General features: G+C 48.1%; 26 protein-coding genes. 19 read left to right on the top strand and 7 right to left on the bottom strand.

Annotated features, from left to right (window positions below; all coding sequences use genetic code 11):
* The first annotated feature begins 64 nt into the window (after nt 1–64).
* From F384_RS27615 to F384_RS27600, 4 genes are all read left to right on the top strand, one after another.
* Nucleotides 65–610, top strand: a complete 546-nt coding sequence (locus F384_RS27615) for a hypothetical protein (RefSeq protein WP_046499397.1) — start codon at nt 65–67, stop codon at nt 608–610.
* Between the two features lie 138 nt (nt 611–748).
* On the top strand, nt 749–1,051 hold the full coding sequence (locus F384_RS27610; RefSeq protein WP_046499396.1) for a hypothetical protein: 303 nt from the start codon (nt 749–751) through the stop codon (nt 1,049–1,051).
* 111 nt (nt 1,052–1,162) lie between these two features.
* On the top strand, nt 1,163–1,588 hold the full coding sequence (locus F384_RS27605; RefSeq protein WP_052747022.1) for a hypothetical protein: 426 nt from the start codon (nt 1,163–1,165) through the stop codon (nt 1,586–1,588).
* Nucleotides 1,589–1,741: 153 nt separating this feature from the next.
* Nucleotides 1,742–2,461 carry an HNH endonuclease signature motif containing protein gene (locus F384_RS27600; RefSeq protein ID WP_046499392.1) on the top strand — a complete coding sequence of 240 codons (720 nt, stop codon included), beginning with the start codon at nt 1,742–1,744 and terminating at the stop codon, nt 2,459–2,461.
* Nucleotides 2,462–3,874: 1,413 nt separating this feature from the next.
* On the opposite strand, the gene F384_RS27595 is transcribed toward F384_RS27600, so the two are convergent.
* Complete coding sequence (locus F384_RS27595) at nt 3,875–4,984, bottom strand: RepB family plasmid replication initiator protein (protein ID WP_046499391.1); 1,110 nt, start codon at nt 4,982–4,984, stop codon at nt 3,875–3,877.
* 924 nt (nt 4,985–5,908) lie between these two features.
* Here F384_RS27595 and F384_RS27585 point away from each other — a divergent pair.
* The 6 genes from F384_RS27585 (at nt 5,909) to F384_RS27560 (ending at nt 10,451) form a co-directional block, all read left to right on the top strand.
* The gene (locus F384_RS27585) at nt 5,909–6,157 is read left to right on the top strand and encodes a hypothetical protein (RefSeq protein WP_046499387.1); all 249 of its coding nucleotides are present in this window, start codon (nt 5,909–5,911) and stop codon (nt 6,155–6,157) included.
* A gap of 571 nt (nt 6,158–6,728) precedes the next feature.
* Nucleotides 6,729–7,595, top strand: a complete 867-nt coding sequence (locus tag F384_RS27580) for a RepB family plasmid replication initiator protein (RefSeq protein ID WP_046499386.1) — start codon at nt 6,729–6,731, stop codon at nt 7,593–7,595.
* Between the two features lie 410 nt (nt 7,596–8,005).
* Complete coding sequence (locus tag F384_RS27575; RefSeq protein ID WP_046499385.1) at nt 8,006–8,491, top strand: hypothetical protein; 486 nt, start codon at nt 8,006–8,008, stop codon at nt 8,489–8,491.
* 14 nt (nt 8,492–8,505) lie between these two features.
* Nucleotides 8,506–8,829: a hypothetical protein gene (locus F384_RS27570; protein WP_155404067.1), complete on the top strand. Its 324-nt coding sequence runs from the start codon at nt 8,506–8,508 to the stop codon at nt 8,827–8,829.
* Nucleotides 8,830–8,884: 55 nt separating this feature from the next.
* Nucleotides 8,885–9,289 (top strand): hypothetical protein, encoded by a 405-nt coding sequence (locus F384_RS27565; protein WP_046499382.1) that lies wholly within the window; start codon nt 8,885–8,887, stop codon nt 9,287–9,289.
* 304 nt (nt 9,290–9,593) lie between these two features.
* On the top strand, nt 9,594–10,451 hold the full coding sequence (locus F384_RS27560; protein WP_226991684.1) for a hypothetical protein: 858 nt from the start codon (nt 9,594–9,596) through the stop codon (nt 10,449–10,451).
* Nucleotides 10,452–10,495: 44 nt separating this feature from the next.
* Here the strand turns inward: F384_RS27560 and F384_RS27555 are convergent, their stop codons facing one another.
* Nucleotides 10,496–10,819, bottom strand: a complete 324-nt coding sequence (locus tag F384_RS27555) for a hypothetical protein (RefSeq protein WP_046499381.1) — start codon at nt 10,817–10,819, stop codon at nt 10,496–10,498.
* 282 nt (nt 10,820–11,101) lie between these two features.
* Between F384_RS27555 and F384_RS27550 the strand changes: the two genes are divergently transcribed.
* The 3 genes from F384_RS27550 (at nt 11,102) to F384_RS27540 (ending at nt 14,431) form a co-directional block, all read left to right on the top strand.
* Nucleotides 11,102–11,320: a hypothetical protein gene (locus F384_RS27550; protein WP_046499380.1), complete on the top strand. Its 219-nt coding sequence runs from the start codon at nt 11,102–11,104 to the stop codon at nt 11,318–11,320.
* 1,072 nt (nt 11,321–12,392) lie between these two features.
* On the top strand, nt 12,393–14,024 hold the full coding sequence (locus tag F384_RS27545; RefSeq protein WP_046499378.1) for an HNH endonuclease signature motif containing protein: 1,632 nt from the start codon (nt 12,393–12,395) through the stop codon (nt 14,022–14,024).
* Between the two features lie 101 nt (nt 14,025–14,125).
* Entirely contained in the window at nt 14,126–14,431 is a 306-nt protein-coding gene (locus F384_RS27540) for a hypothetical protein (protein WP_046499377.1), read from the top strand.
* 68 nt (nt 14,432–14,499) lie between these two features.
* Here the strand turns inward: F384_RS27540 and F384_RS27535 are convergent, their stop codons facing one another.
* The gene (locus F384_RS27535) at nt 14,500–14,733 is read right to left on the bottom strand and encodes a hypothetical protein (protein WP_046499376.1); all 234 of its coding nucleotides are present in this window, start codon (nt 14,731–14,733) and stop codon (nt 14,500–14,502) included.
* 142 nt (nt 14,734–14,875) lie between these two features.
* Between F384_RS27535 and F384_RS27530 the strand changes: the two genes are divergently transcribed.
* The gene (locus F384_RS27530) at nt 14,876–15,127 is read left to right on the top strand and encodes a hypothetical protein (protein ID WP_046499374.1); all 252 of its coding nucleotides are present in this window, start codon (nt 14,876–14,878) and stop codon (nt 15,125–15,127) included.
* Nucleotides 15,128–15,163: 36 nt separating this feature from the next.
* Here F384_RS27530 and F384_RS27525 read toward each other — a convergent pair whose 3' ends face one another.
* Together F384_RS27525 and F384_RS27520 are read right to left on the bottom strand one after the other, a co-directional pair.
* Nucleotides 15,164–15,661 carry a hypothetical protein gene (locus F384_RS27525; protein WP_046499373.1) on the bottom strand — a complete coding sequence of 166 codons (498 nt, stop codon included), beginning with the start codon at nt 15,659–15,661 and terminating at the stop codon, nt 15,164–15,166.
* 314 nt (nt 15,662–15,975) lie between these two features.
* Nucleotides 15,976–16,275, bottom strand: coding sequence for a hypothetical protein (locus F384_RS27520; protein ID WP_046499372.1), 300 nt, complete (start codon nt 16,273–16,275; stop codon nt 15,976–15,978).
* 190 nt (nt 16,276–16,465) lie between these two features.
* On the opposite strand from F384_RS27520, the gene F384_RS27515 reads away from it, so the two are divergent.
* The 4 genes from F384_RS27515 to F384_RS27500 all read left to right on the top strand — a co-directional run bounded on the left by F384_RS27515 (nt 16,466) and on the right by F384_RS27500 (nt 19,259).
* Nucleotides 16,466–17,740 carry a hypothetical protein gene (locus F384_RS27515; protein WP_046499371.1) on the top strand — a complete coding sequence of 425 codons (1,275 nt, stop codon included), beginning with the start codon at nt 16,466–16,468 and terminating at the stop codon, nt 17,738–17,740.
* A 17-nt stretch (nt 17,741–17,757) separates the two neighbouring features.
* Nucleotides 17,758–18,066, top strand: a complete 309-nt coding sequence (locus F384_RS30710; RefSeq protein ID WP_319424434.1) for a hypothetical protein — start codon at nt 17,758–17,760, stop codon at nt 18,064–18,066.
* 8 nt (nt 18,067–18,074) lie between these two features.
* The gene (locus F384_RS27505; RefSeq protein WP_052747021.1) at nt 18,075–18,521 is read left to right on the top strand and encodes a DUF6884 domain-containing protein; all 447 of its coding nucleotides are present in this window, start codon (nt 18,075–18,077) and stop codon (nt 18,519–18,521) included.
* Between the two features lie 117 nt (nt 18,522–18,638).
* The gene (locus F384_RS27500; protein WP_046499370.1) at nt 18,639–19,259 is read left to right on the top strand and encodes a hypothetical protein; all 621 of its coding nucleotides are present in this window, start codon (nt 18,639–18,641) and stop codon (nt 19,257–19,259) included.
* A 64-nt stretch (nt 19,260–19,323) separates the two neighbouring features.
* Here F384_RS27500 and F384_RS27495 read toward each other — a convergent pair whose 3' ends face one another.
* Together F384_RS27495 and F384_RS27490 are read right to left on the bottom strand one after the other, a co-directional pair.
* Nucleotides 19,324–19,809, bottom strand: coding sequence for a DUF6392 family protein (locus F384_RS27495; RefSeq protein ID WP_046499368.1), 486 nt, complete (start codon nt 19,807–19,809; stop codon nt 19,324–19,326).
* A complete protein-coding gene (locus F384_RS27490) occupies nt 19,806–21,011 on the bottom strand; it encodes an S-type pyocin domain-containing protein (protein ID WP_226991683.1) in 1,206 nt (401 codons plus the stop codon). Before F384_RS27490 ends, F384_RS27495 begins: the two co-directional genes overlap by 4 nt.
* 739 nt (nt 21,012–21,750) lie before the next feature.
* Between F384_RS27490 and F384_RS27485 the strand changes: the two genes are divergently transcribed.
* A complete protein-coding gene (locus F384_RS27485) occupies nt 21,751–23,229 on the top strand; it encodes a SulP family inorganic anion transporter (protein ID WP_046499366.1) in 1,479 nt (492 codons plus the stop codon).
* Nucleotides 23,230–23,242: the final 13 nt, after the last annotated feature.

Raw genomic sequence — 23,242 nt, 5'->3', positions numbered from 1 at the left:
CTTCGTTAGATGATTGACCTATGGTTTACTAAATATAACGACAACGAACCATAGGTCAGAAAAAATGACACTTCAAAAAGCCAACGAAAAACGTATTGAAAACTTCCTAGCCAAACAGATTCGTCGTAATGGTAAGATTTTATCAATGCGTGAATTTATGGATTCACTGATTGCTGAAGGTTATAGCCCTCGTGCAAAAGCGGAACAAAAAATAGAACAACCCAGCAGCCGTCAAACCTTCCGCTGGAACAACGAGCAGCAAAGGGAGCACCAGATTAAGCGAGCTCTGGGTGGTACAGTTCTGAAACATTCAATGGTGTCATCTGACGGTTCATTTTATGACATTGAAAAAATTGCCTATGATTACGTCATTGAAAAAATGGGCGAGGTTAACGTTAAGCCGGAAACGATGTGTTTTGCGGTATTCAACAGCCCAACATCATTGCGGGGTGGGCAGAGAGAGCGCTGTGTAGCAGTCTATAGTCGCGCAGTGGCAACGGAAGAACAACGGGTCAGGAGCATGTTATCTTCGGACTTCACACATTATGACCTGGTCTGGTTCGGAGAAGCCACTTCTCAGAAGGAAGCGCTGGAACTAGCCGAAGGATAATGCTAGATAGCCACTAAGGAAATAACCGAGGTGGCTTTTTTTTATTTTAAACGGTTAAAAAGAAGCCAAAGCACTTCGTCACAAGCATGATAGTGGTAATATAGACATATAGGCAATCACATTCATCTGGAGGCTAATATGTCAAATTTAATTGCAGTAAGAAATGATGAAGTATCAGCTTCCGAGTTTGAAGATGATATGGTTATCATTGTCATTACAGACGAACAGAGTGAAGATGTTGAGGTTATTTCTGACCTTGATGATCTATTCGTTGAAGCTGAGGTTGTGGTTATTGACGGTGACGATTTAGAAGGCGACGATGATATCGAAGAATATTATTCATCCGAAAACAACTATGAAGTTTCAGTAGACGATATGTTATTTGACAATACCGTAGGTGAGCATCTGATGGATTGTGGGTTCTTCGGCACTCAAGGTTAATAGAAACTCGATATTTATTATCTCGTCCAACGCGATATACAGATGCAGTTATTTATTTACTGAAAAGCCATGTTTAAAATAACAGGCAACTATAATCTTACAGGAGCGGCTATGAAACTCGAAAACATTAACAAAGAGCAGCAGCTCTATATTCTTAAATGTGGTTCTATTCTATCAAGCTACGGATTTGACGTCCTGCATACAAAGGCAACCGCCGTAGCCGACTGGATGGGCATTGAAGCACCCGTAGCTGAACTGGGTACAGAAGAGCATTTTGAACAATGCGCAGAACTTATGCGGCGCGGCCAGGTATATGCTAACGCTTCCCGGAAATGCTGCCCCGGTAATCTTTCCCCCCAACTAATTGGGCTTGAAGGTTGCCGTGTTAGAGTCACTACCGATGACGGTGAGGAACGCTGTTTCTGGGTCGCAAAAACGACCGGCTGGATGCCGGGTCACATCGAAGTACCTCGCTCAAATACGACATATGGCCATCCTGCACAAGCGCATTACAAGTCAGTTCAGACTATTCGATAAGTAACCTGCACTCCGGCATTGTCACCATCCGTATCAACCTGACTCACTACTGTTGTCATCATCCAGAATGACAATGGTAGTGAGTATCTATGGCTTATCCTCGGAAAACAGCCCATCATTCATGTATCCCTCTTCCGGCGTGGCTTAACTCATATGACTTCAGATAAAAATCAAACCGATAAACTCGCCCGCGATATTAAGGACAAGGTTCTCGCCAGGCCAGCTGGCTCATCAGGAGAGCTAGTGGAGTACCGAAGTGTCCATGAATTTATGTCACTAACCCGCACGGGAACCCCTGCTGATGCCCGCCAGTTCCGGCTGGCTGTTAAAGCTAAGGGAATAGCTATCTGGCCCGATGATGACCCACGCGTAGGGCAGCAATTTGCACGTGACGGCATTCGCTGGGAAGTTCGTCTGAAGACCTTCTGGCCTGAGAGTCAGGATCCATTTGACGATGACCTGGATGAGAACGTCTCACCAAAACGCTCTGGATATCGCCGGTACGGTACGATGTCCCGTCCTGATCAGAAGAAATTCAGCGACAGGGTATACTTCAACTGCATGGAGCGGTGTGTCGTCACCGGTGTAAAGACAAAATGCAGGGGAGAAGCAGCACATCTGATTGAGCATCATAAAGCGGGCTCTGACCACTGGAGTAATGGCTTGTGGCTTCGGGCAGACATACATCGGTTATACGACAACGGCCTGTGTGTGATTAATCCCAGCACCCTGACAATCCATTTCCACCCCAGTATCCTGGCTAAGGATGACGATCTCATCGCGTATGAAGCCCGGCCAATTTTATCGACAAGAAAGCCTGTAAACCCGGCCTGGCTTAAATCCCGTTGGGATGCACATACCTGGCTGAAGTAAGCATCGCGTCTGACAACGGCAGTGAGGCCTAATCATTACCGTTGTCGTAGCAAACCATATTCTCGTGATGGCTGCTCTGCATGTCTCATTGTCATTGTCACCAGTCAGTACTGCTCACAACTACTGTCATCGGCACTAATATGCGTCATGTCCATTGAGCTCACATCCATTGTCACTCGATTAATGACTCTGCCGGGGGTGTAACCAATGACAATGGTAGTGATCATCCTCACATAATTAACGAACCGGTATGAGGAGACATGGTCGACAACGGTAATGACATTTAAGAGAAAGTACCTTTCTGGAATGACAACAGTAGTGACTTAATGGTTAACCCTTGTCTGGTTACCGGCAATCAAGTTCAGAACCAATGACAATGGTAGTGAGTCATTACCATTGTCATCACGCATCATGCAATCCCTATACACCGCCAGTAAACGACGTTGCTCACTACTATCGTCAAGGATTGCATGGGTAGGAGAATGATGGATGACAGCAGTAGTGATTCGGGTACTCCGCTATCCGCCTGGTGACAACGGTAATGAGTGATCTCGATCACTATCGTTGTCGCTGCGGTCGGAACGGCGGAAACCGGTATGTTTTACTTCGACAATGGTTGTGAACACACTCACTCGAATAGTCATCGCTGCAACACCTCCCACGCCTCCCCGGAAACGATGACAATGGTTGAGACTTGAAAAAATCACATCCATTGTCATTGACCAATCAGGTTCACTACGACAGCAGCAGGACTCATTTCTATTGTCACCGGCAGGCCATGTACTTATACAGCGACAACGGCAGGCCATGTACTTATACAGCGACAACGGCAGGGAGTGACGCGGTCACTACCACGGTCATTCAGCCCAACCCGATAAGTTCGAGCAGAAAGCCCGAGCGAGTGAATCCTCACCATAGCCACCAGACAGACCTGCTCAACCTGGATTTCATATGACAACGGTAGTGACTTCCAGAACTCATTCCTGTTGTCATTGTGCTGATGGAGCCGTAAGAACCCGGCCTGAAGCATTAATGACAACGGTAGTGAGTATTCCTGGTCACTACCGTTGTCATTAATATGCACCGGGAGTAAATGACAATGGTAGTGAGTTAAAGCACTCATTACCGTTGTCATGGTGTCATTGGAATCAGCGATGCATCCACTCTGAGGATACCGACAATGGTAGTGAGTGGTCTGAGCCCATCCCTGGGAAGCAGGTCTGGAGAGATGCCCATGATGACAATAGCAGTGAGTTGCCTGATCTCACTACCGTTGTCATGAGTAGTGACCCAGCAATGACAACAGTAGTGACCGCGTCACTCATTACCGTTGTCATTGAGCGGAACAGAGTTCTCAGCCAATGTGCAGGGAGGGAGAATTCCAGGCTGTCATCGGACAGCCCGGAGGGAACGTTAGCTGGCGGGATTGTTCTTTTTCTGGCTTCTTAGGCTGCGAATATAGTGAAGTTCTTCAGCGGTTAAGTCATGAATGGTTAACGTTTCATCGCCATCAATTGCCTCAGCTGGTGGACACAATTCACCTTCCAATGGCTCACCATTATTTTTACCCGACGTGCCATTGTTCTCCTCATCACCATCGTCATTACCATCAGGTGGTGGTTGGATGTTGTTCAGATTCAAATCAGGATCGCGTTTGTGGATCTGGAAATAAACCTTCCCATCTTTTTTAACTTCGGTGTACTGAAGGTAACCAATGGATGCCAGCTCCTCCAATGCCTTACGCACTGTGGCATTCTGGCTGTTGGCACGGGTCTTAAGGTTCAAACGGTTCTTAAGTCTCGTTAAAGAGATCGGGATTGGATTCGGAGGAAGTGACTCAATGAACGTGTAAAGCGCCTGTGCGCTCTCTTTTTTCGCCAGTTCCTTGATGGCCTTCAGCTGCATCAAAACCTTGTGGTCGTACTGATACAGCTCGAAAATCTTAGGGTCTATCTGTAGGACTACCTGATCAGAGTCCGGGTCAAGCAACGCAGACTGCACCAGGTGCGTCGTATACACCTTTGACGAGTGAGAGCTGGTGAAGGACAGCGTTACGGATGCCAGCCTGCGTAACGACGCATCGATACGCTTACGGGATGCTGTTGAGGAACGATAATTTTCAGGGGTACATAGCTTCAGAAAATCAGTAAATTTGAGGCTGATTTTATCGTTGTCAATCGGATGGTTAGCAAGCGTTCTGATGATCCCCATCCATGTTTTGAAGTCTACAGACATATCGAGACGCTCACCCACAATCGAGATATTGGTGAAACCCTCGCTCTCCATCAAAGACAGTGTTTGTAGTTCTTTCGTGGCATCAAAGCCTACTGTTTTGTATTCGCGACTCTGACGGCCAACGCTTTTTGGTGATGGCACAAACAACCCAAGGCGCATGAGCGCGATAGACTGAACCGTCCGACTGCTATTAGGACGCAAAATTATTTCTTTACCTGTCTCTCTCTCTGTTACAGAGAAAGCCCTGGTAAACTGGCCTTGCTGCTCAGAATCTTTCTCGTTAGTCATAGTGGTTTATCAACTGTATGAATCAACAGATTATTGAATACTATCGCTCAAAGCCCTCGGTGTCACTTAAGGGATCCTCGCGATGATCTCAGATTGTGCATAACTCCCGGCTAATAAAACGCCAGATCCGAAAAAACAACTCGGTAATCTACATGAATACAAGCACATACGTAGTTTATCAACAAAGGATCTGGTCTTGTGAAAAAGATCCTTAAAAAACTCACTACCATTGTCGTTGCAATCACTCCCGTTGTCAAAAAACTCACTACCACCGTTAAAAAACTCACTACCAATGTCAAAATAGTCACTACCGTTGTCAGTGATCGCCTTCCAGGCCTTGTGCCGTCTGGCTTCCGAGCTGCGGGGATCTCTTGTGATCTATTGGAACTTGTAAGGTACTAATTATTGGAACTACCTTGTGGAAAATGGGGATAAATTCTCTGTTCGAGGTGAATCAACTTCGAATAGAGGAATTGTTGAAAATCTGTACGAGCATGAAAGGAAAATTGCGTATGGAAAACAGTGGATAATATTTTAATAATTTTTGCTCATCATACAGATGATGATGGTATCTATATGAAATATAATAAAAATAATAGCAAAACTCTTTGAATGTTATACCTTCAAACCTCACTAAAAAACTCTCTACCATTGTCACAAATACTCACTACTAACGTCGAAATAGTCACTACCAATGTCATTTTAATCATTACCAATGTCAAATAAGTCATTACCATTGTCATGAAAAGCCCTCCAGACCAGTAACCATGCGGGTTGCAGCGTACAGGGATCTCTTTTGTACTCCGTTGCACCTTTGGGATCTCTTTATTGGAACTGTCCTGTGGAAAAGTATCTTTTTGCCTTCGTCAGCAACTGACTCAGTGCTTTACTAATAATGTAAACAAAACGAAAAGAGGTTCACACATGTACGCAACAGCAAAAGAAATTATCTCAAAGCTGCAAAAAATAAACCCTGACGAAAAGGTGCTAGTCCGCCTCTGGTACAAGTCTGATGTGCAGGAATTAGCATCAGACCGGAACATACCGCAGGTTTCAGCTAGCGAAGCTGAGTCGACTTTAGCTCTGATAGACCGAACCCATGATGGTGATATCGGTATCAACTGGGATGTTATTGAGAGCGGTATTGAGGCAGTTCGTAGTGGCCAAAACTAAGCTACCCAGTCATAAGGACGTGACTCAACTAATCCACATATCCACCGGGTAGATCAACAGATCGATCCAGATTAAGACCAAATAGAACCAGAAAGATCCCCGCCCCCGCAAACCCGCAGCTGGTAAGCTCTGGAGACCTGTACTGGTGGGGTTGAGAGGGAAAAAAGTGTGCTCTGAAGGGCAGTCGGTGGGGTTAGCCTGGTAGCTGGTGGGGTTCAAAGGGAATGACGGTGGGATTGAAAGGGGATAGGCGCTTAATTATCAACATCTGCTGTGTGAAGAAAACATCGAATAAAAACAATATCATGCGTAACAAATTTCTTAAATAGGTGATCGGTATTCAATTGTTGTCCACATTGGCATCAGATCAGAAATTTGATGTCAACGACATTTATCCGATTCGCATCTGAATTAACGTATTGATTTAGTACAAATAAAAACCAATACCCGATAAATGGGGACTAAATGCCCCCTATTTCTCATGATCAATAAAAATCACCGTGATACATTCGCCCGAGCTGGGCATCCCAAGATACCCGGAAAATAACAATAAAACTGGGGGATCCACACGATGAACTCGAACGAGGTTCTTCTTTTCAAGGACGCTATACCCGACTTCAATCAGCCGTCGACTGGAAAGCTGACGGTGACAAAAAATTCATCAGTACAACCTGTATCACTCCTCCGCCTGGGCGTGTTTACTCCCAGTTCCCGAACAGAGGCAACGGTCACGTTAAACGTGACGGAAGCTCTATCGAGTCTGGAAATTGCAAAGCAGGAAGGGTACACGGACATAAAGATCACCGGCCCGATGCTGAATTATTTCCAGGACTTCCGGTGCTGGACAGCGATCGTCCATTCCTTCAGCGTATCGCCTGATGCGCTGAAAGGTAACCGGATTAAAATGCCCTTTAGTGAATTTGCTAAACTCTGCGGCTACCCATCAAAACGCTACAGCACGAAACTGCGCAATGAGATAGCCGATTCGTTGACGAAGATTCGCTCAAAAAGCATTCGATTTGAGAAGAACCCGGGGATAACCAAGTTCAAAGTAGCTGGGTTGCTGAAAGAGGCGGAATTTGATGGTGAAAGTGATTACATCATCCTGGAAGCCGACGAACGGCTCTGGGATTTGTACCGTTCGGATCATCTGACGCTGTTGCGGAAGAAACCCCTGGAGCTACTTACCAGGAATGAAACGGCTCAGGCACTCTATACGTTTTTTGAAGCGCTACCCCAACATCCAGCCCCGATCACCTTTGACAGGCTTCGACAGCGGTTACTACTCAGTGGGCGCATTGCCGAACAGAACCGGAAAATGCGAACCGCTCTCGATGTGCTTGCCAGCATCGGTTACCTGAAATTTTACTACCTGCTGGACACCAGCGTACCTACCATCCAGATCACGGATCGGAATCCCAAACTAACAGGTTCCTGATGTTCGAAACGTCTCTTTGCCCGGTTCCGGGAATGTGCTGTCTCATTCCCACCGGTCAAAAACACTTAGTTGACGTTTCCCTCTCAAACCCACCCGTGGTTTTGTGGCTGCTAAAGGATAAATAGTCGCATTTGCATCCGAAAAGCTGATGGGGCGCGTCAGACCTCTATTGAATACGACTTGTATTACCATGAAAAATAAAGAAAATAGCAATCCTCTTTATAATAACGGCTGTTCGCCTAATCCAAAAAAGATACTTTTTTAATCTGTACTATTTTTATCGCCGGTGGGAACGAGAGGGAAGGAGAAAATATACCCGGTGGGATTGAGAGGGAAGGCCTGTAGAAAACAACCCGTCAATCTTTTGTCGACTGGAATGACCAGGGTAAATTTAGTTCTGGAGGATTGTTATGACTTCGACATTTGGTAAGCAGCTGAAGCTTTACGCAGATCGGCAAACGGGCGCAAAACGTACTGCTCTTGATTTTCAGTATGTGGTTGCGCCTAGTAAGGACGCATTTCCCACGGTGAATATCTCTATTGCTCCGATTCCTGATGGCGCAAAAGAACCCCAATGGGATTCTAAGCGCGTCATCCAGCTGAATCGCTATGAATTAACTCAATGTTGCGCGGTATTGTTCGGGCTGGAAAAGGAGATGAGGGCAAACTTCCACGGAGCCGATAAAAACAAAGGTTTTACGCTCATCAACAATGGTGCATCCGGCTGCGGGATAAATTTTTCTCAGGGAGGGGATATGCTGACGCATATGTTGAACCATGCCCAGCGAATGGAGGTTGGCGCATTTATACTGAAACGGCAGGCGGACGCGTGGGATATGAGTGTCAGTGACGTTCTTGCTCTTTTACGTCAATCCGTGGCTATTAAACGTGGGTAACGGTGTGAGGGTTTATGGTGAGTTCATCTAAAGATGCATCTGTTATGTTTACAGGTAATCCAATTGAAGGAGAGGTAGGTCAGGCGCTTGTGTTGTATAAAATTGCATTAATCAATACTTCATACAGAAATTTCTGGCATCGATTGTCCTGTACACTCGGAATCAAAGAAGCAATTGAGCATGAACGTCTGCTCATTAAACAAGAAATTGAGTGCCGTCGTGTTGTTAATAAATCAAAAGCTCACCAGGAAATGGTGCAAATACTGATAAGTCAGCAACCTTCTTGTATCAGACAAAAGGATAATTTCATCCATTTGCTGAATATTATGGATCGCTGATAGGGCGTTTCCAGGCTGATGTCTTCCGTCAACGTCGTACAAGGAGATTCGATTAATGCTAATTTATGCCGCAGATCTGATAATACCCTTAAAAATTCTGCTGGTGGTATTTGTCGTGACTCTGATAGGCGCTGTCATCGGGTTAAAATTTGTTCGCTCCGAAAATAAGATCGTTTGTATGTGGCTCGTGCCTATAGGCAGTCTTGGGGGCATTTTTGCATTGATAATGTTTCCATCAATCACCACAAATGATTTGTTGATCGGCAAGAGATGGTCGGAAGATTGCCGCGTTGTCGAAAGATTTGAACGCCACGATTTTGAAGCTCCGACGAACCGGCTGATTTGTTCGGGGGTTGATGAACATGTTAATTCAGAAAGTTATGCAGTATTAACGAAAGCATACCGTGAGCGAAGTGAACTGGTTGCTGAAACTGCGAGTGCAGAGAACGATGATTTTTGAGGTTGGCCTTCGTGTAGGGTAGGTGGTTTTCATCCCGATCATAGTTGCTGGATTTCCCGCTGGATGGGGTGGTTGGCAGTTGCAACGAACTTTGGGTTTGTTAGACTGACATGACATACCTTCCCCCATCGCGGGGTACGTTGTCGGCGTATCAAAATATATTTTCCCCCATGCGGGGTTTTACGAGTAAGTAGCGACTGTCCGGGTTAGCGCCTGACCCGCATCAGAGTTCTGAAGGATATTTTGATATTTACCGTCCAGTTGGGCGGTTTTTTTTCGTCTGTGCTTAAACAGGATTGTAAAAATGGGTAGAAAAAAAACATCAAGCCCGAGTGTACCTGCGCCATCTGTTGATGCCGAAAAAATAATTATCGACCCGAAATTGAACATCTTTTTCTTTGCTGCGGTTGATCGCCCTTGGTTTCTTAACCCTCATCAATTTTACTCGGAACAAGCTCAGAAGCGTTTACTGTCGCAGTTCAGTGATGTGGAGATGAGCAGTGAAGCAACGATGAAAGGTCAGTTATTTCTGGAATCAGCCGGTGACTGGTTTAATCCTGATTATCACGACGAAAGTGATGTGTACGAAAATATTGAACAGATTGAGGCTTGCCATTGGGTTTCTCTGCGAGATATGAAGGTCACGGTCACACTATCCCTGACAGCAGGGATGTACCACCAGTTTGACAAGGCTCTAAGAGAGCTGCTTATCCGGGAGGCCAGAAGTTGGCGGTGGCTCGACAGGTCGGTGATGCCAGATTTGATCTGGAACCTCAGTTTTCCGAGGCTTATGGATTTGCTGGAATGGCTGGGTATTGAAGCCCGAAATATGTCGTGTTTCCCGTTAATCAGCGCATGTCATCAGGTGGTCAACGTTTACAAACACGGTGATGGTGATGCTCATCAGAAACTGGTTATTTCACACCCGGAGTACTATTCGGTGTGGCAATTCGAAGGTCATCCGCAAGAGAGAGCTGCCCGCCACGAAGAACTTGAAGTTTCTGAGAAACAGTTTGGTGAATTTGCTGAGGCGATAACGGAGTTCTGGGAGAGCTTGCCTGAAGGAGTGTCGTATTCCGGGATGGGAAAAGAACCTGAGTGGTTTGATAAGGCTTATGGGAAGCTGAAGAACGAAAAAGAGAAACGCGAGCGTAAAACGTAAGAAGAGAAGCAGGGCGCAGTGGCCCTACAGGAACAACAGGGGGCTCAGGCTGAGGGTGACGGTTGCCAGCCTGATTGAGTCTGCATCCATTTTCCTACGGAAATCATGTCGTAACCACCGTTCCCGTAGGCCGATTTCACTTCTTCAATTTCGACGGGAACCGCCAGCTCGATGGGACGGAACCAGCCATCATCACCGACTGTATACCGGCCTTCATGTTCCTTGCGCATTTCGCTGACCCGGCTGGGTGGAAGCCAGAAACCTTCATTCGCCCTTTCGGACGCGATACGAATAGCTTCATCCACGGTAGCAACTTCATGGACGTGCTCGTTACGCGCATTTGACATCTTGATCAGAAATGACTTCATAGAACCATCTTCCTTAGCTTAGGCAGGTAACGTTAATCGCCGGGGCGTTTGGTAATATTCCGGTGATAGTGTCCTCATATTGTACTCTGGCAAGATGCAGAACAGAAATTTGAGAGCGCGGGATTGAGAGGCGAAGTAGTTTGATGATAATCGCTGCGGGTGTACTATCAGCCTGATTCCTGGACTGAAGCCGAACGTCCAGCCGAGGTAAAACTGGTGAACGATGTTAGCCTGGCATCGAAATATCGAGACCGTAACCATCTGACTGAGTAAGGAGCTTTTATGCCGAATGGGAAAGTGATTTTTAACAAAAAAGGCCGATGGGACTGGCTTGATAGAAGTTGTGGTATAGGCGAGGATGAATTAAAGCAGGAAGAGTGGTTTGTTGGCGATATGTTTTATCCGCCAGACTTCGATTACGATCCGTCAATGCATGACCACCAGATTACAGCGTGGTTGTCTAAACCCGAAGAGCTGGTGAGGTATGAGCGGGGCCGATAACTCAATTTGCTTATCTGAACTGGCTACATGATCTTTCAGCGTGGCCATTTCGCTTCTTCACATTTCCCTGACTCCCCCCTGACAGAATCGACCGTCTCATCATGAACCGCGAGAGCGGAAACTGGATGCCATATCGTGTGGCAGAGAGGTTAGCTCCAGTACCCGTCAAAATAGTCCAACATACAAAAACAGGGTGCGCCTGCCCCGGGCTTCACCCGGGCCAGGCTACCCGGAGCCGAACCGGTAACCCGGAGTCGTGGGTGAGAAACGTCTAGTGCCCGCCTGAATTCCGTGCGGCCACCAGCATTGTCCTCACCTTTTTCCGACCAATACCTTCGCGCTGGTTTGCGGCCGCATTTTCGCCGGGCCGGAACACCCTGCATTTTGTGCCATCTAACATTTTGTGCCGGTGGCCATCGCCGGGATTACGATAAAGGGAAGAATGCCGGTGATGGATTCCGGGGTAATCGCCGGTAAAACCCGGGCAGAATCCACGTACCTCACTCATTATTAGTCCAACATACAAATAAGGTTTCACTCTGCCCCTGCGCTTCGCTTGGGGCAGGAAGGGGAGCCGTACCTGAAACCCCCGCGTCGTTTTCTGGATCGGGCCCGTGCCCGGGGTAACCATTCTGCCCGGGCCCACCATTTTAAAAAGAAACCGCCGTGCCCGGCCTGGCCATTTCCCCCGCCTGCGGCAACCGGGCCGTGCCGGTCTTTCCGTCCGGTTCTCGCAAACCCCACATAAGGACTCCCGTCGCTGGATGAGCCACGCGAGAAAATACGAGAAAAAGAGAGAAAAAAAGAGAAAAAAAAGAGGGGCCGGGGGCGCGAGGGTTTCAGCGGGTATAAAGGTCAAGGGCGCTTGGCAGGGTTGACGCGGTGGTGTTGACCCTGATCGCATTTGTATGTTGGACTAATTTTGCATATATGAAGACAAGAAAAGACGCGCTGCCGACAGAGCAGGTATACTCTCGCCATCAAATGTGCGGCCAGCGGCGGGGGATAGGTAACGACCGCAGGCCTCCGCGACCGGTATCAATGATGATGATGCCCTGCCAGGTAAAGACTAGTGACGACGAAAGTGAAGGTGAAGAAAACCCGGGCCGAACGTAAGCAGCATAGCCGGGACATGCAGGCCAAACATGAAGCGGAAAAAAGGGCCGCAAACGAGCGTAAGAGTCTGAAGAGAGACATTCTGGCCACGCTGGGTATCCCTAAAAATCACGGTGGGCGGGCAGCTCTTTCTACATTCATCACCGAGCACTTACTGAAGGGTGAGAGTCTGGTTCAGATTGTTTCCATGCTGACCGGCAGCGAATTGATGAAGCGGGCGCAGCTTGCCGAAATCGAGCGCCTGAAGAAGATCTCGGAACTGGCCAATCAAACCCGCAGAAACGAGATCACCAACCGGGCGTTTGAGCGCCTGGGTATCACGACCCGGCATCCGATGGGCGATTTAGTGCTGAGCATGGTGCGCGAACTGGCAAACCAGAATTTAAACGCCGGTGAGATAGTAGAACGCCTGAATGATAACGAAACCGTACTGGAATCGCGCCGCCTGCACAAAGAGAAGCGAGCGGATCTGGAACGTCAGATTGATGAAGGTATTGCCGAGCGCAAAAAGACCCGTGTTGATATGCGGGAAGTGCTCGCCTACATGGCCAAGAAGAACGGTACAACGTATACGCCTCCCGCAGACGCCTGGCGATCTCCCGAACATACGAATGGCGATTCACCGACCCGTCATAATGGAAAAATCAAAGAGAGCCGCCTGACCGGCGCTGAAAGCACTCAGAAAGAAAACCCACGCCAGTACGGTTTGCCCAACCTTAAAACCAGTAGCGCTTCCATCAACAAGGCCGGAATGAGTGAGGCCATTAAGCTGGTGGGCGGACGTGTGACGGAATTTCGCACCTACCTTTATGAGCATCGCGATACCGAACTACGTGCTGATGTGCTGGCTCGCCGGTTTATGTCGGAAAACGGGCAGGGCAATAAGATAGCTGCGCCTGAGCCGGTCAGCGAACCCGGTAATACCCCGGCTCCCGCAGTAACCAACCCTAAAAGCCGAAAATGGACGAAGGAAGAGAAGCAGGAAGCACGTGATCGTGCGTTGGCCGCAGCGAGCCTGACTGGAAGACCTAAAGAAGCTGAAACCACCGGTGTTACGTCCGAGATAGCGCGAGATTCGCAGCCAGCGCTTCAGCCAGCCAAGATCGCCTTCGAAGCTGAACAATCCCGCATCTCCACGCAGGAACCGCTTGTCGCGCTCCTGGCGCACCCTAAGCGTGAAGGCTCTACAACCAGTGTGGTGACCAGGCCGGATCAGGCTGATTTTGCTGCTGCCGTCCGACGAAACTGTAACGACCGCTGCGTGATTACAGGAGCAAGCTTGCGCCGCAGGACAGAGGCCGCGCACCTGGTGGAGCATAGTGCTGGTGGGCTGGATCACTGGAGTAATGGCTTGCTGCTTCGCATTGATCTGCACCGGCTGTTTGACGACAACGTCCTCGCTATTTGCCCAGAGACTTTGACTGTCCACGTAGACCCCGACGCGCTGGCCGAAGATCACGATTTGCAGCAGTACGATGGTAATCCGATTAACGGACTCCGCCGCCCCATAGACCCGGCGAACCTAGTTATGCGTTGGGAACGTTATCAGCGTCGGTTAGAGAGGAGTAAACTTGCCGAGGGCACTTAATACCTTGTTTCAATGGTGAAAATATCGTTTTGATTGTTCTGATGAACCCTGTCATGATGAAAGGATTCGCCAATGACAATAAATCATTCAGGAGCTGGTAAATGGATCTCCAGAAATTTGTAGATGAACACGCCGCTAACACCAAAAACACCTTATCGGTTGCTGATTACAGCGATATGCAATCGTATTTCAATAAGCTACTGGAGCTTGTAGCAAACCAGCAACTGCCGCAGGAGACCGCAGTAACTGAGCTCTTGAAGATGATTACGGAAGTAAACCAGGGCGATATTCAAGTTTTCCGTCGACGGATCATGTTCCCAGAACAAACCCTCAACGGCGGGAACTGGCCAAGCAAAACCGGTAATCCATCAGGTGGGAACCGTGGGAATGCGCCAACGCGAGGTTGATTCAATGACTATCAGCTGCGCGACGGCCAAAAAAAGGGAGCCTTGTGGCCCCCTCAAAAAACGAGTTTTTATTTGGCTATACGTAAGTACTCTTCAATCTGTGGACGTAAACGCTCAAACTCTGCTCGTAATGCCTTTATCGCTTCGGCCACCCAGTTTTGGAAGTCAGAAGACTCCGAGTGCTGGAATGACATTAGCTCTTTGACAGCATCACGAATTTGATTCAAACGCTGAGCCAATACAGATTTGTTTACGTATTGCGTAACGGATATTTCCGTTGATTTTGGTTTTGAATTTGCCATGTAAATCTCCTTAATATATGGCCGTTCACATCATTGTGAATCAGTTGTAAGATACTCTGTAATGTACGACATTGGTAGCACAAGTTAGTAACGTTAATTGCCCGGGAGTCCCTGCGACTCCCGTATGACAGGATAACCGAATATGATGACGCTACTTTTTTCGATTTACTGTTCCCTGGTCATTATCGCGGGTGCTTTCTTTAGTTGGTTTCACCGCGAAATTATCGCTACCCGCTGCATTCTTTTTGGTGGACTGGTGATAGTAGCAGCAATAAAGCTAACAACGGATTTTACGACGGTCGCTGTTTCCACGGTTCTGATTGAGGGATTGTTGATAACCGCTTTTGTTATTGTTGTCCGTTTTATTCAGTGCATTGTAAACAGGGCAGCATAAACAACCCGGACAGAATGCCCATCTATTTATATCTGGCTAATCTACGTGTGACATTTCAATCGCTGCGCGAGCTTCAATGCCCTTCGATAGCAACAAGTTTGCGATGCGCTCTGCCAGGTCTTGATTGGCGCAATGAAAGCGAATAGGCAACTTTTCATGTTTCTCACTATCGATGTAGAACATTACAGAATTGATAGTGTATAGCGATGCATATGGAGGGCGAGGTTCTATCATCAAATTCAATTCTGGAATAGAAGCTAAAAGCTTAGACATATAATCATCCAGCAGTTCAATACAAACTGGCCGGACAGTTAATAAAGCGGGATTTTCCTCCGAACTAGTCCATTGTCGTGCCTGTAATCTCAAAATATTGAGAAGGTGCAACGATTCATAAGGAATTGTCTTTCCCGTTCGCTCGCCCAGGATAACGGATTCCAATGTGTTAATCCGGGATGATAGTCTTCTTATCTTCCGCAACTGATAGATGCTAAGTGTTAATGTTATCACAAATAAAACACCCAAAATAATTGCCATATTTATATCCCATTCGGTTTATTCGTATTAAGCCGTGAATATCGATACTCCAGCTATAGGTATTCGGGACATCCTCTACGCCGGTAGTATCTGCAAAAACTTGTTATTCCATCATATAGTGCATCTCTGAAAACATCTTTTTCGGATGATACAGCCTTTCATTACTCGGTTCCCCTTTTATGCTGCTACCTGCCTATCAGGTGGTCAATGTGCTTACCAGCCACTTTTTGTTATATTGTCCGTTTTGTTAACTAATTTGTTAATGCTTCCATTTGACAGGTCTGGAAAGATACTATTCTGATTTTACAAGACTGCTACAGAGGTATACCAAAGAGACCAACCATAGGACAGCCATCTGACTTGTACCGCTTCCATTCTGCCACACCTTCCTCAGTTTCAGCATATTCAGCCATAACCTCGGCCATCTTGTCCCAGGCATTCAACGATGTTTCTTCAACGGCCAGCAGTTGGTCGCCTTTTTTATTGAGTAAAACCAGAATTTCCCTGGATGTGTTCTCCCAGGTAGAACGTTTTCTGTCAACCATTACCGTCCAGGCTGGCACATGAAGCTCGATGCCTAAGCGCTGTAATCTGGCATTAGTAATGCTGTACATAAATTTTTTCCTTTCTGGTGTAGCGGTTGTGCTTATTGTATCCCGGGCTACTCACCTGACGAATTGGGCTCGTTTCGTGGGTAATAAAAATTCGTGGATTGTCGGGTCATGATAGGATGTAAAAACATTCAAGCTTTTGTCATATCCGTCCGATTTGTTGTAGGTTTTGATAACTCGTAAGGAATACCGTATGGCCAACGAAGTCCCACCCGAAAGAATGATTGTTATAGACGAGTTTCACAATTACATGGGCGACGATTCACTTCGCGAAAAATTACGTGCTATCGACGGCGTACCAGGAGTGAGCTACCAGGTTCAGGGTGAAAAAGTATTCGTCTTCGAGAAACTTGTACAGCTTGTGAAGCAAAACAACCATAACCTGTCATTAGCTTCAGAACTCGTACCGCAGGCAACGGTAACGGCCTTAGAGGCAATCGAGGACTGGTCAGTATTCCCAGAACCCTATGAGCGCTACAGCGACGACCACGGTCAAAGCTTGTCTATCTATCACCGTTATTTCAACGCCTATATCCCCCGGAAATATCAGAGTAGAGACGAGTGTAATATTGATGCAGCCCGCCTGCTTCTTGGCCATCAAATCGACGGTGAGGGCGATTTTTCTTACCGTGGCCAGCAGATGGTGCTGAAAAAACCTTTTACACTGAACGGTCTCCCTGAACGCGCTGAATGGCTGCATAAGAGCCATGACAATATCTACGCCTACAGTCATCTTTGGAATACCAATTTTGTATCTGGTTTTGCTCCAATATCTGAATCATTATTTAACGACATTAAGTCTATCGAAGTGGAATGGAAAAAAGATACCGCTGCTACGTTTTCTTTCGTAAGTGATCAGGATAATACCGCTGCGCTGTGGGCCCGAGCAGGTGAGCTTGGTTTGGATGCTATTGTTGGCATTTCTGAATGTAGCGGGGAAGAGGATCTATCTCTCCACGCAGACTTTCAGGCATTGTACCCAGAATTATCAATGCTGCCACCAGCAGTAATCCAGGAAGCTTTTGATGATTTTCTTGAGGGCATGTGGGAACTCCCGTACAGGGATGAAACGTTTCTGTTTTACCTCATGGGTCGTGCAGCCAGTGCTCCTGACTGCCCAGCTCAACGACTTGAAAAAAGTACGGAGGCCGCGATCTCCCAACTAATAACAAGTGATTGTGACTTTAATCCAGTTAACACCGGCAAGCTAATTGCCTATTCGTTGCTAATGGGTAATTCAGTGGCTGATGCATACCTTGCAGGTTCAGAGGCCAAAGATTTTGACAATGCTATTTCCACGCTGGCTTACGAAGTTTCTTTGGTAATGAAATATCTTGCCCGGGAAGTTACGGCGAAAGGTATTGAAGGAAATCCAGTCAGTACTCTCGGGGACTCATTCCGTCTGATGCGAAAATCAGGTGTTTCGCTCCTGACAATTAAGCAGACTCGAAACGGTTCCTTATCTTAATCATGGGGCAATACTTTATGAGCACAAAGAATGGGGACGATGAATACCGTCTGGAAGCGGAGCACACTGAAGCGTTGCAGGGAAATGAGCCCTGCATTGCTGTCAACGCTGACATTACAGTGCCGCTGCGGATTATCTCTGATTACATGCTGCGCTTTATGAAAAACAACAAGGATGCAAAGTTGTTCGAAGCTAAACAGCGACTCGAAAAGAAGATCGCTCAGTTTGCAGCTGATGGATACGATGAACAGAATCTACAGAAGGCTCTTTTCCCAGCCACCAGCAGCCACACGCGGGAATCATTCCTCTCCGCCATCCAGCTCTGAACGCAACAATGACTAACTTAATTATCATGTCCTGCTCGGCAACAAAAGGCAGGACAGCAGCCCCGGCAATAAACCTCTATCAAGGGGTTATGTATTCGACTTTTCGCGCTAACGTGCCGACAACATGGCCAGCGGTTGTCATCTTGTCAGCAAGACACGGTTTCATCGATGGTGGACATATTATCGAACCGTATGAGCAACGCATGACAGCTGAGCGAGCCGGGAAAATGATCGCCGAACTAGCTGCTTTCGACTCAAATGAATGGCCATCAGGAGTACGATCTATACTTCTGACCGGAGGGAAAACATATCAGCTGGTGATGCGAGCTGCGATTGAGCGACGTATTAAAATTGGCTTGCTTAATGCCGACATCATTATCGAACACACGACCGGTGGCATCGGCTATCAGCGGGCGCAGTTGGGGTCTTATCTGCGTAATCTGGCTCACGGCTAGCGTTAACTGCACCTCCTAATCACGGTAGCCATTAAAGCAACGCCTGGAGCCGACGATTTTGGCTCAATGGTATGGTAAAATTCGATAATTCATTTTCTCTATTTCTATGGCATGTGTATGAAAAGCTGCTTTTCTGATTTACCCGTTAAAGACGGCAAATCTGGTAACTGGACTCTGGACACTTTCGAAATAACGAAAGACAAAGCCCTGACGCTCGCATTACGTGCTCAACATACAGATAATCCAGACGAGTACATTCCACCTGGTTTTTATCGCCGGTTATCTCATTGCGGGGAGGTGGTCATGTCTAACACCCCAATGGAGATACGTACCTGTGAATCATTCATTGATCAGGCGACTGGACGGGTTCTCATTAATGGCCTTGGGCTTGGCATGGTTCTCCATGTCATCCTTCAGAAAGACGACATTACCCATGTTACCGTCATAGAAAAATCGCAGGATGTCATCAACCTGGTGGGTGGTACGTTCGCCCACGACCCCCGTGTAGAGATTGTTCATGCCGATGCGATGGAATATTGCCCACCAGCCGGAGTAATTTACGACGTTGTGTTTCACGATATCTGGCCAGACTATGCCATCTCTAACCTCGATGGGATGGAAAGGCTGGAGGCAAAGTACCTGAACATCTGTAACTGGCAGGATTCATGGGGAAAACCGCAATGCGAGCAACAGCTAATTAAGCAACTGGCATTAGAGAGCCAGCTCTCGCAATACTAAGGGGTAGTGCTCCACCAGCTTAGGCAGAGTAAAGAGGGCGCTATTCAGCGCCCTTTGTCATAAGTTACTTCGTCCCTGACAGCAGGGCATTCACGAGCGAAAGCGGTCGGAATGTAACGCTATCTACGTGCTCAGCAATATCGAAGTCGAACTGAATCGCAACCTCAGAACCGGCAACGTCGAGTTTGTAGACTTCGCAGCGCCCAAATGCCCGGCGCATAATCACTTTCGGCTGCTGGGTATAGATTGGATCGCTGAAGTGAGAATGTACCCAGTCGACATCCATCTGCGGTAACAGACCGAACGGAAGCTCACTCGGGAAAACCCAGTTTTTGGCCTTGCCATTCTGGATCGCCAGGGTGATAACCTGGAATATCCGGCCCTGACGTTTGAAGGTCAGGAATAACCCCTCTTTGGCCATCTCCAGATTTAGATCTGGTTCCCCGGAAGAAGCAGTCGGAGGAGTTTTATAGGTTATGAGCCCCAGGGAGACCAGCTCGTCATATGACTTCCCAAAGCTGCGGATCAGCGCCTCTAATTTTACCGTCATTTGTAAAGTCCCACTTCAGTGTTGAGTTTGTGCATTCTTGCCCTGGCTGCTTCCAGCTGCGCTTCAGTTGCACCTTCTTTTTTCAGTTCAGGTTTCACTGCATCAAAGTTTCTGTCCAGTGCGGCTCGTAGATCACGTGAGTCACGTTCTATCTGCTCGGGCGTATTCCTCCCGCCAAACGTCTCGCTGACGTTATGGTGGATAGCTATAGGCACAATCAGGGCCGCAACGTCTTTGCTTAATCTGTCCAGCTCTCGTGGGCTTAACAACGGATATTCACGCGACAACGCAAGCTTAACCGCTGCTGCTGATGGCATATGATCAGCTTCATAAAGTTTCTGACGCGAGCGACGTTCAAAGTCACTATAGAGCTCTACATCGAGAAATTGTACCGGTGGCTTACTGAGATAGATGTAGATTGGTTCAAATGCGCCTTCCGGGTGAACCAGGATGTAGTCGCGGAACGTTTTCTCTTCAGGGCCAGGACTGACCGTCGACCCAAGACGGGGGATCTCATCCTGCGGATGGACAAGAACCGAGCTCGGCAAATAGGGAGTATCGGTATTGCCGGTATTCGTAGGGAGCGTGAATCCGGGGTTATCCGGTGTCCAGACCAGGGTCGGTCGTTTTTCGCCATCTTCCACAAATTCATATGCGCCGGTGCGCCAGTTTTTCTGGAGCATTCGAACCGGCACTTTATCCAGCCCGCTCCCCTGAGCAACATTAAAACCAACAGGCTCAAGACGGCCACCATTATCGCGCCACATAAAACGGACGCGCGTGTCGGCCTCCCCCCGGGATTCCGCAAGCTGACGTAACCGCATCGAGTCGATGAAGTCCTGTTCACCCGAATTCAGCTTCGTTGACCACAACGCCCCGACAACACCAGCGCCTATCGGAGAGGTTTCCACCAGCCATGTTCCTGCCGTACTGGCTGCACCGCCCAGCAACCGTAACAACGCAAGCCCGCTTCCTTCGGCAAGTGCCAGCTGTAATGGGGTGCGTGTAATCGTCATTGCTGCTGCCGCAGCTGCCGGAGCACTATCAGTAGCAGATTCCTTTCTTCCGCCGAACATGCGCGAGAACCAGGAACCTTTATCATCAGCTGAAGCTGGCTTTTTCTTTTTAGCCGTCTGAGCGTGTTGAGTAACTGTCTGGTCGGTGGCCGGTGCATCATTGATTCTGGCTTCGGGCGTGGCCATGTAATACGCCATTGCCCCAAAATCACGGTGAGATGCCTCGCACGTCAGGGCTTCTGTATTGCCCGGGCCGCACTGGCTGGATTTGGCAAACACCGGCATCGCACGTATGGCCCGGTCTTTGTCCTCCTGTACTTTCCTGGCTGCTGCTGCTTCCGCTGCCGCAGCAACTCGTTTTTCAGCCGCAATCTGTTCAGGCGATTTTCCCTGTCCCAGCCACTGGCCTGCTGGCGCGATGATCCGGTTTGAACCTGGTGGACAACCGCAACTGACAAGTGAGCCATCTAGGGGTCAGTTTGGATATCGAAAATTATTGTACGTTAAGCTCATTTTTTAATCATTTCTGGTTTTTTTGGAAACGTAATATTCTGGATGTTAAGACGGTCATGCGGGGACATTGAACACAGATAATCATGTCCAGGTACGAACGTCCCATATAGAGTGTGAGCATTGATCGTGCTGTATTTTCGTTTATAGTAGATAGATTCTGTATCATACAGAGCACGTGGTCAGCACTAAAGTACATTACGCTGACTTATTCTGTTCACTGAGGGCTGAGTACCTGCTTTCAAGGATTTATCTGCTGATCATGCGCATTACGCCACCCTGAGTTTTCCCTTCCTCCGCCGTACTGAGCGAGCCTCAGAACGCACGTAATAACATCCCGTCTGCGGATGTGTTTTATCGTATTTGAAACTTATGTCCTCCGGGGCTAACTACATCTAAAAACTGAGAAATTACTATGTTGCTGTCCTCGACGCGTAAGGACTGGCTGGGTAACGTCCGTGGTGACGTGCTGGCTGGTATTGTTGTCGCGCTCGCACTCATTCCAGAAGCGATCGCCTTTTCCATTATTGCCGGTGTTGACCCTCAGGTGGGGCTTTACTCCGCTTTCTGTATCCCGCTGATTATGGCCTTCTTTGGTGGTCGCCCGGCGATGATATCTTCATCAACGGGGGCAATGGCGCTCCTGATGGTGACCCTGGTGAAGGATCATGGACTACAGTACTTACTGGCTGCCTCCGTACTGACCGGCGTATTCCAGCTGATAGCCGGTTATCTTAAACTCGGCGGGCTCATGCGCTACGTCTCACGCTCCGTGGTGACCGGATTCGTTAATGCACTCGCGATCCTGATTTTCATGGCGCAGTTACCTGAGCTCACCAATGTGACCTGGCATGTTTATGCTATGACGGCAGTAGGGCTCGCCATTATCTACCTCTTCCCGTATCTGAATAAAACAATCCCCTCACCCCTTGTCTGTATCGTGGTGCTTACGGCGATTGCCATATGGCTGCATCTGGACGTGCGTACGGTCGGGGATATGGGCAAACTGCCTGACAGTCTGCCGGTCTTCCTGGTGCCGGATATCCCGCTGAATCTTGATACGCTCCTGATTATTCTCCCTTACTCCGCAGGCCTCGCCATTGTAGGGTTACTGGAATCAATGATGACAGCCACGATTGTGGACGATATGACGGATACCCCCAGTGATAAAAACAGGGAATGCAAGGCTCAGGGCATCGCTAATATCTGCACCTCATTTGTCGGGGGAATGGCGGGCTGTGCAATGATTGGTCAGTCTGTTATCAACGTGAAATCCGGCGGTCGGGGCCGTCTGTCCACCCTCACTGCCGGTGTGGTCCTGCTGTGTATGGTAGTCTTTCTCAGGGACCTGGTCTCGCAAATCCCTATGGCCGCGCTTGTCGCCGTAATGATCATGGTTTCGATTGGTACCTTTTCATGGCGTTCAGTTACCGACCTTAAAAGCCATCCCATTTCTACCAGCGTGGTGATGCTGGCAACAGTGGTGGTGGTGGTGGCCACTCATAATCTGGCATTCGGGGTACTGACCGGTGTGCTTATCGCTTCCCTGAATTTTGCCACTAAAGTGGCGCGTTTTCTGGCTGTCTCTTCAGAACTCAGGGAAGAGTCCCGGCTCTATAAGGTCACCGGGCAGGTGTTCTTTGCCTCCGCCGACCGCTTTATGGCGTATTTTGATTTTCGCGAAGCTGCAGAGAAAGTTGTCATTGATGTTACGCATGCCCATTTCTGGGATATCACGTCGGTCAGCGCACTGGATAAGGTGGTTATTAAATTCCGCAGAGAAGGAACAGACGTTGAGATCCGCGGGATGAACGAAGCAACCCGTACTATCGTTGATCGCTTTGGTGTTCACGATAAACCCGAAGAAATCGAAAAACTGATGGGAGGTCATTAATGTCAGGAATTAA

It is taken from the genome of Citrobacter amalonaticus Y19 (assembly GCF_000981805.1).
GTDB lineage: Bacteria > Pseudomonadota > Gammaproteobacteria > Enterobacterales > Enterobacteriaceae > Citrobacter_A > Citrobacter_A amalonaticus_C.
This window is presented reverse-complemented; position numbering and strand designations above follow the sequence as displayed.

Coding starts and splice junctions, on each gene's coding strand:
- F384_RS27615 (WP_046499397.1), top strand. CDS start 65: ATGACACTTCAAAAAGCCAACGAAAAACGTATTGAAAACTTCCTAGCC.
- F384_RS27610 (WP_046499396.1), top strand. CDS start 749: ATGTCAAATTTAATTGCAGTAAGAAATGATGAAGTATCAGCTTCCGAG.
- F384_RS27605 (WP_052747022.1), top strand. CDS start 1,163: ATGAAACTCGAAAACATTAACAAAGAGCAGCAGCTCTATATTCTTAAA.
- F384_RS27600 (WP_046499392.1), top strand. CDS start 1,742: ATGACTTCAGATAAAAATCAAACCGATAAACTCGCCCGCGATATTAAG.
- F384_RS27595 (WP_046499391.1), bottom strand. CDS start 4,984: ATGACTAACGAGAAAGATTCTGAGCAGCAAGGCCAGTTTACCAGGGCT.
- F384_RS27585 (WP_046499387.1), top strand. CDS start 5,909: ATGTACGCAACAGCAAAAGAAATTATCTCAAAGCTGCAAAAAATAAAC.
- F384_RS27580 (WP_046499386.1), top strand. CDS start 6,729: ATGAACTCGAACGAGGTTCTTCTTTTCAAGGACGCTATACCCGACTTC.
- F384_RS27575 (WP_046499385.1), top strand. CDS start 8,006: ATGACTTCGACATTTGGTAAGCAGCTGAAGCTTTACGCAGATCGGCAA.
- F384_RS27570 (WP_155404067.1), top strand. CDS start 8,506: ATGGTGAGTTCATCTAAAGATGCATCTGTTATGTTTACAGGTAATCCA.
- F384_RS27565 (WP_046499382.1), top strand. CDS start 8,885: ATGCTAATTTATGCCGCAGATCTGATAATACCCTTAAAAATTCTGCTG.
- F384_RS27560 (WP_226991684.1), top strand. CDS start 9,594: ATGGGTAGAAAAAAAACATCAAGCCCGAGTGTACCTGCGCCATCTGTT.
- F384_RS27555 (WP_046499381.1), bottom strand. CDS start 10,819: ATGAAGTCATTTCTGATCAAGATGTCAAATGCGCGTAACGAGCACGTC.
- F384_RS27550 (WP_046499380.1), top strand. CDS start 11,102: ATGCCGAATGGGAAAGTGATTTTTAACAAAAAAGGCCGATGGGACTGG.
- F384_RS27540 (WP_046499377.1), top strand. CDS start 14,126: ATGGATCTCCAGAAATTTGTAGATGAACACGCCGCTAACACCAAAAAC.
- F384_RS27535 (WP_046499376.1), bottom strand. CDS start 14,733: ATGGCAAATTCAAAACCAAAATCAACGGAAATATCCGTTACGCAATAC.
- F384_RS27530 (WP_046499374.1), top strand. CDS start 14,876: ATGATGACGCTACTTTTTTCGATTTACTGTTCCCTGGTCATTATCGCG.
- F384_RS27525 (WP_046499373.1), bottom strand. CDS start 15,661: ATGGCAATTATTTTGGGTGTTTTATTTGTGATAACATTAACACTTAGC.
- F384_RS27520 (WP_046499372.1), bottom strand. CDS start 16,275: ATGTACAGCATTACTAATGCCAGATTACAGCGCTTAGGCATCGAGCTT.
- F384_RS27515 (WP_046499371.1), top strand. CDS start 16,466: ATGGCCAACGAAGTCCCACCCGAAAGAATGATTGTTATAGACGAGTTT.
- F384_RS30710 (WP_319424434.1), top strand. CDS start 17,758: ATGAGCACAAAGAATGGGGACGATGAATACCGTCTGGAAGCGGAGCAC.
- F384_RS27505 (WP_052747021.1), top strand. CDS start 18,075: ATGACTAACTTAATTATCATGTCCTGCTCGGCAACAAAAGGCAGGACA.
- F384_RS27500 (WP_046499370.1), top strand. CDS start 18,639: ATGAAAAGCTGCTTTTCTGATTTACCCGTTAAAGACGGCAAATCTGGT.
- F384_RS27495 (WP_046499368.1), bottom strand. CDS start 19,809: ATGACGGTAAAATTAGAGGCGCTGATCCGCAGCTTTGGGAAGTCATAT.
- F384_RS27490 (WP_226991683.1), bottom strand. CDS start 21,011: ATGGCCACGCCCGAAGCCAGAATCAATGATGCACCGGCCACCGACCAG.
- F384_RS27485 (WP_046499366.1), top strand. CDS start 21,751: ATGTTGCTGTCCTCGACGCGTAAGGACTGGCTGGGTAACGTCCGTGGT.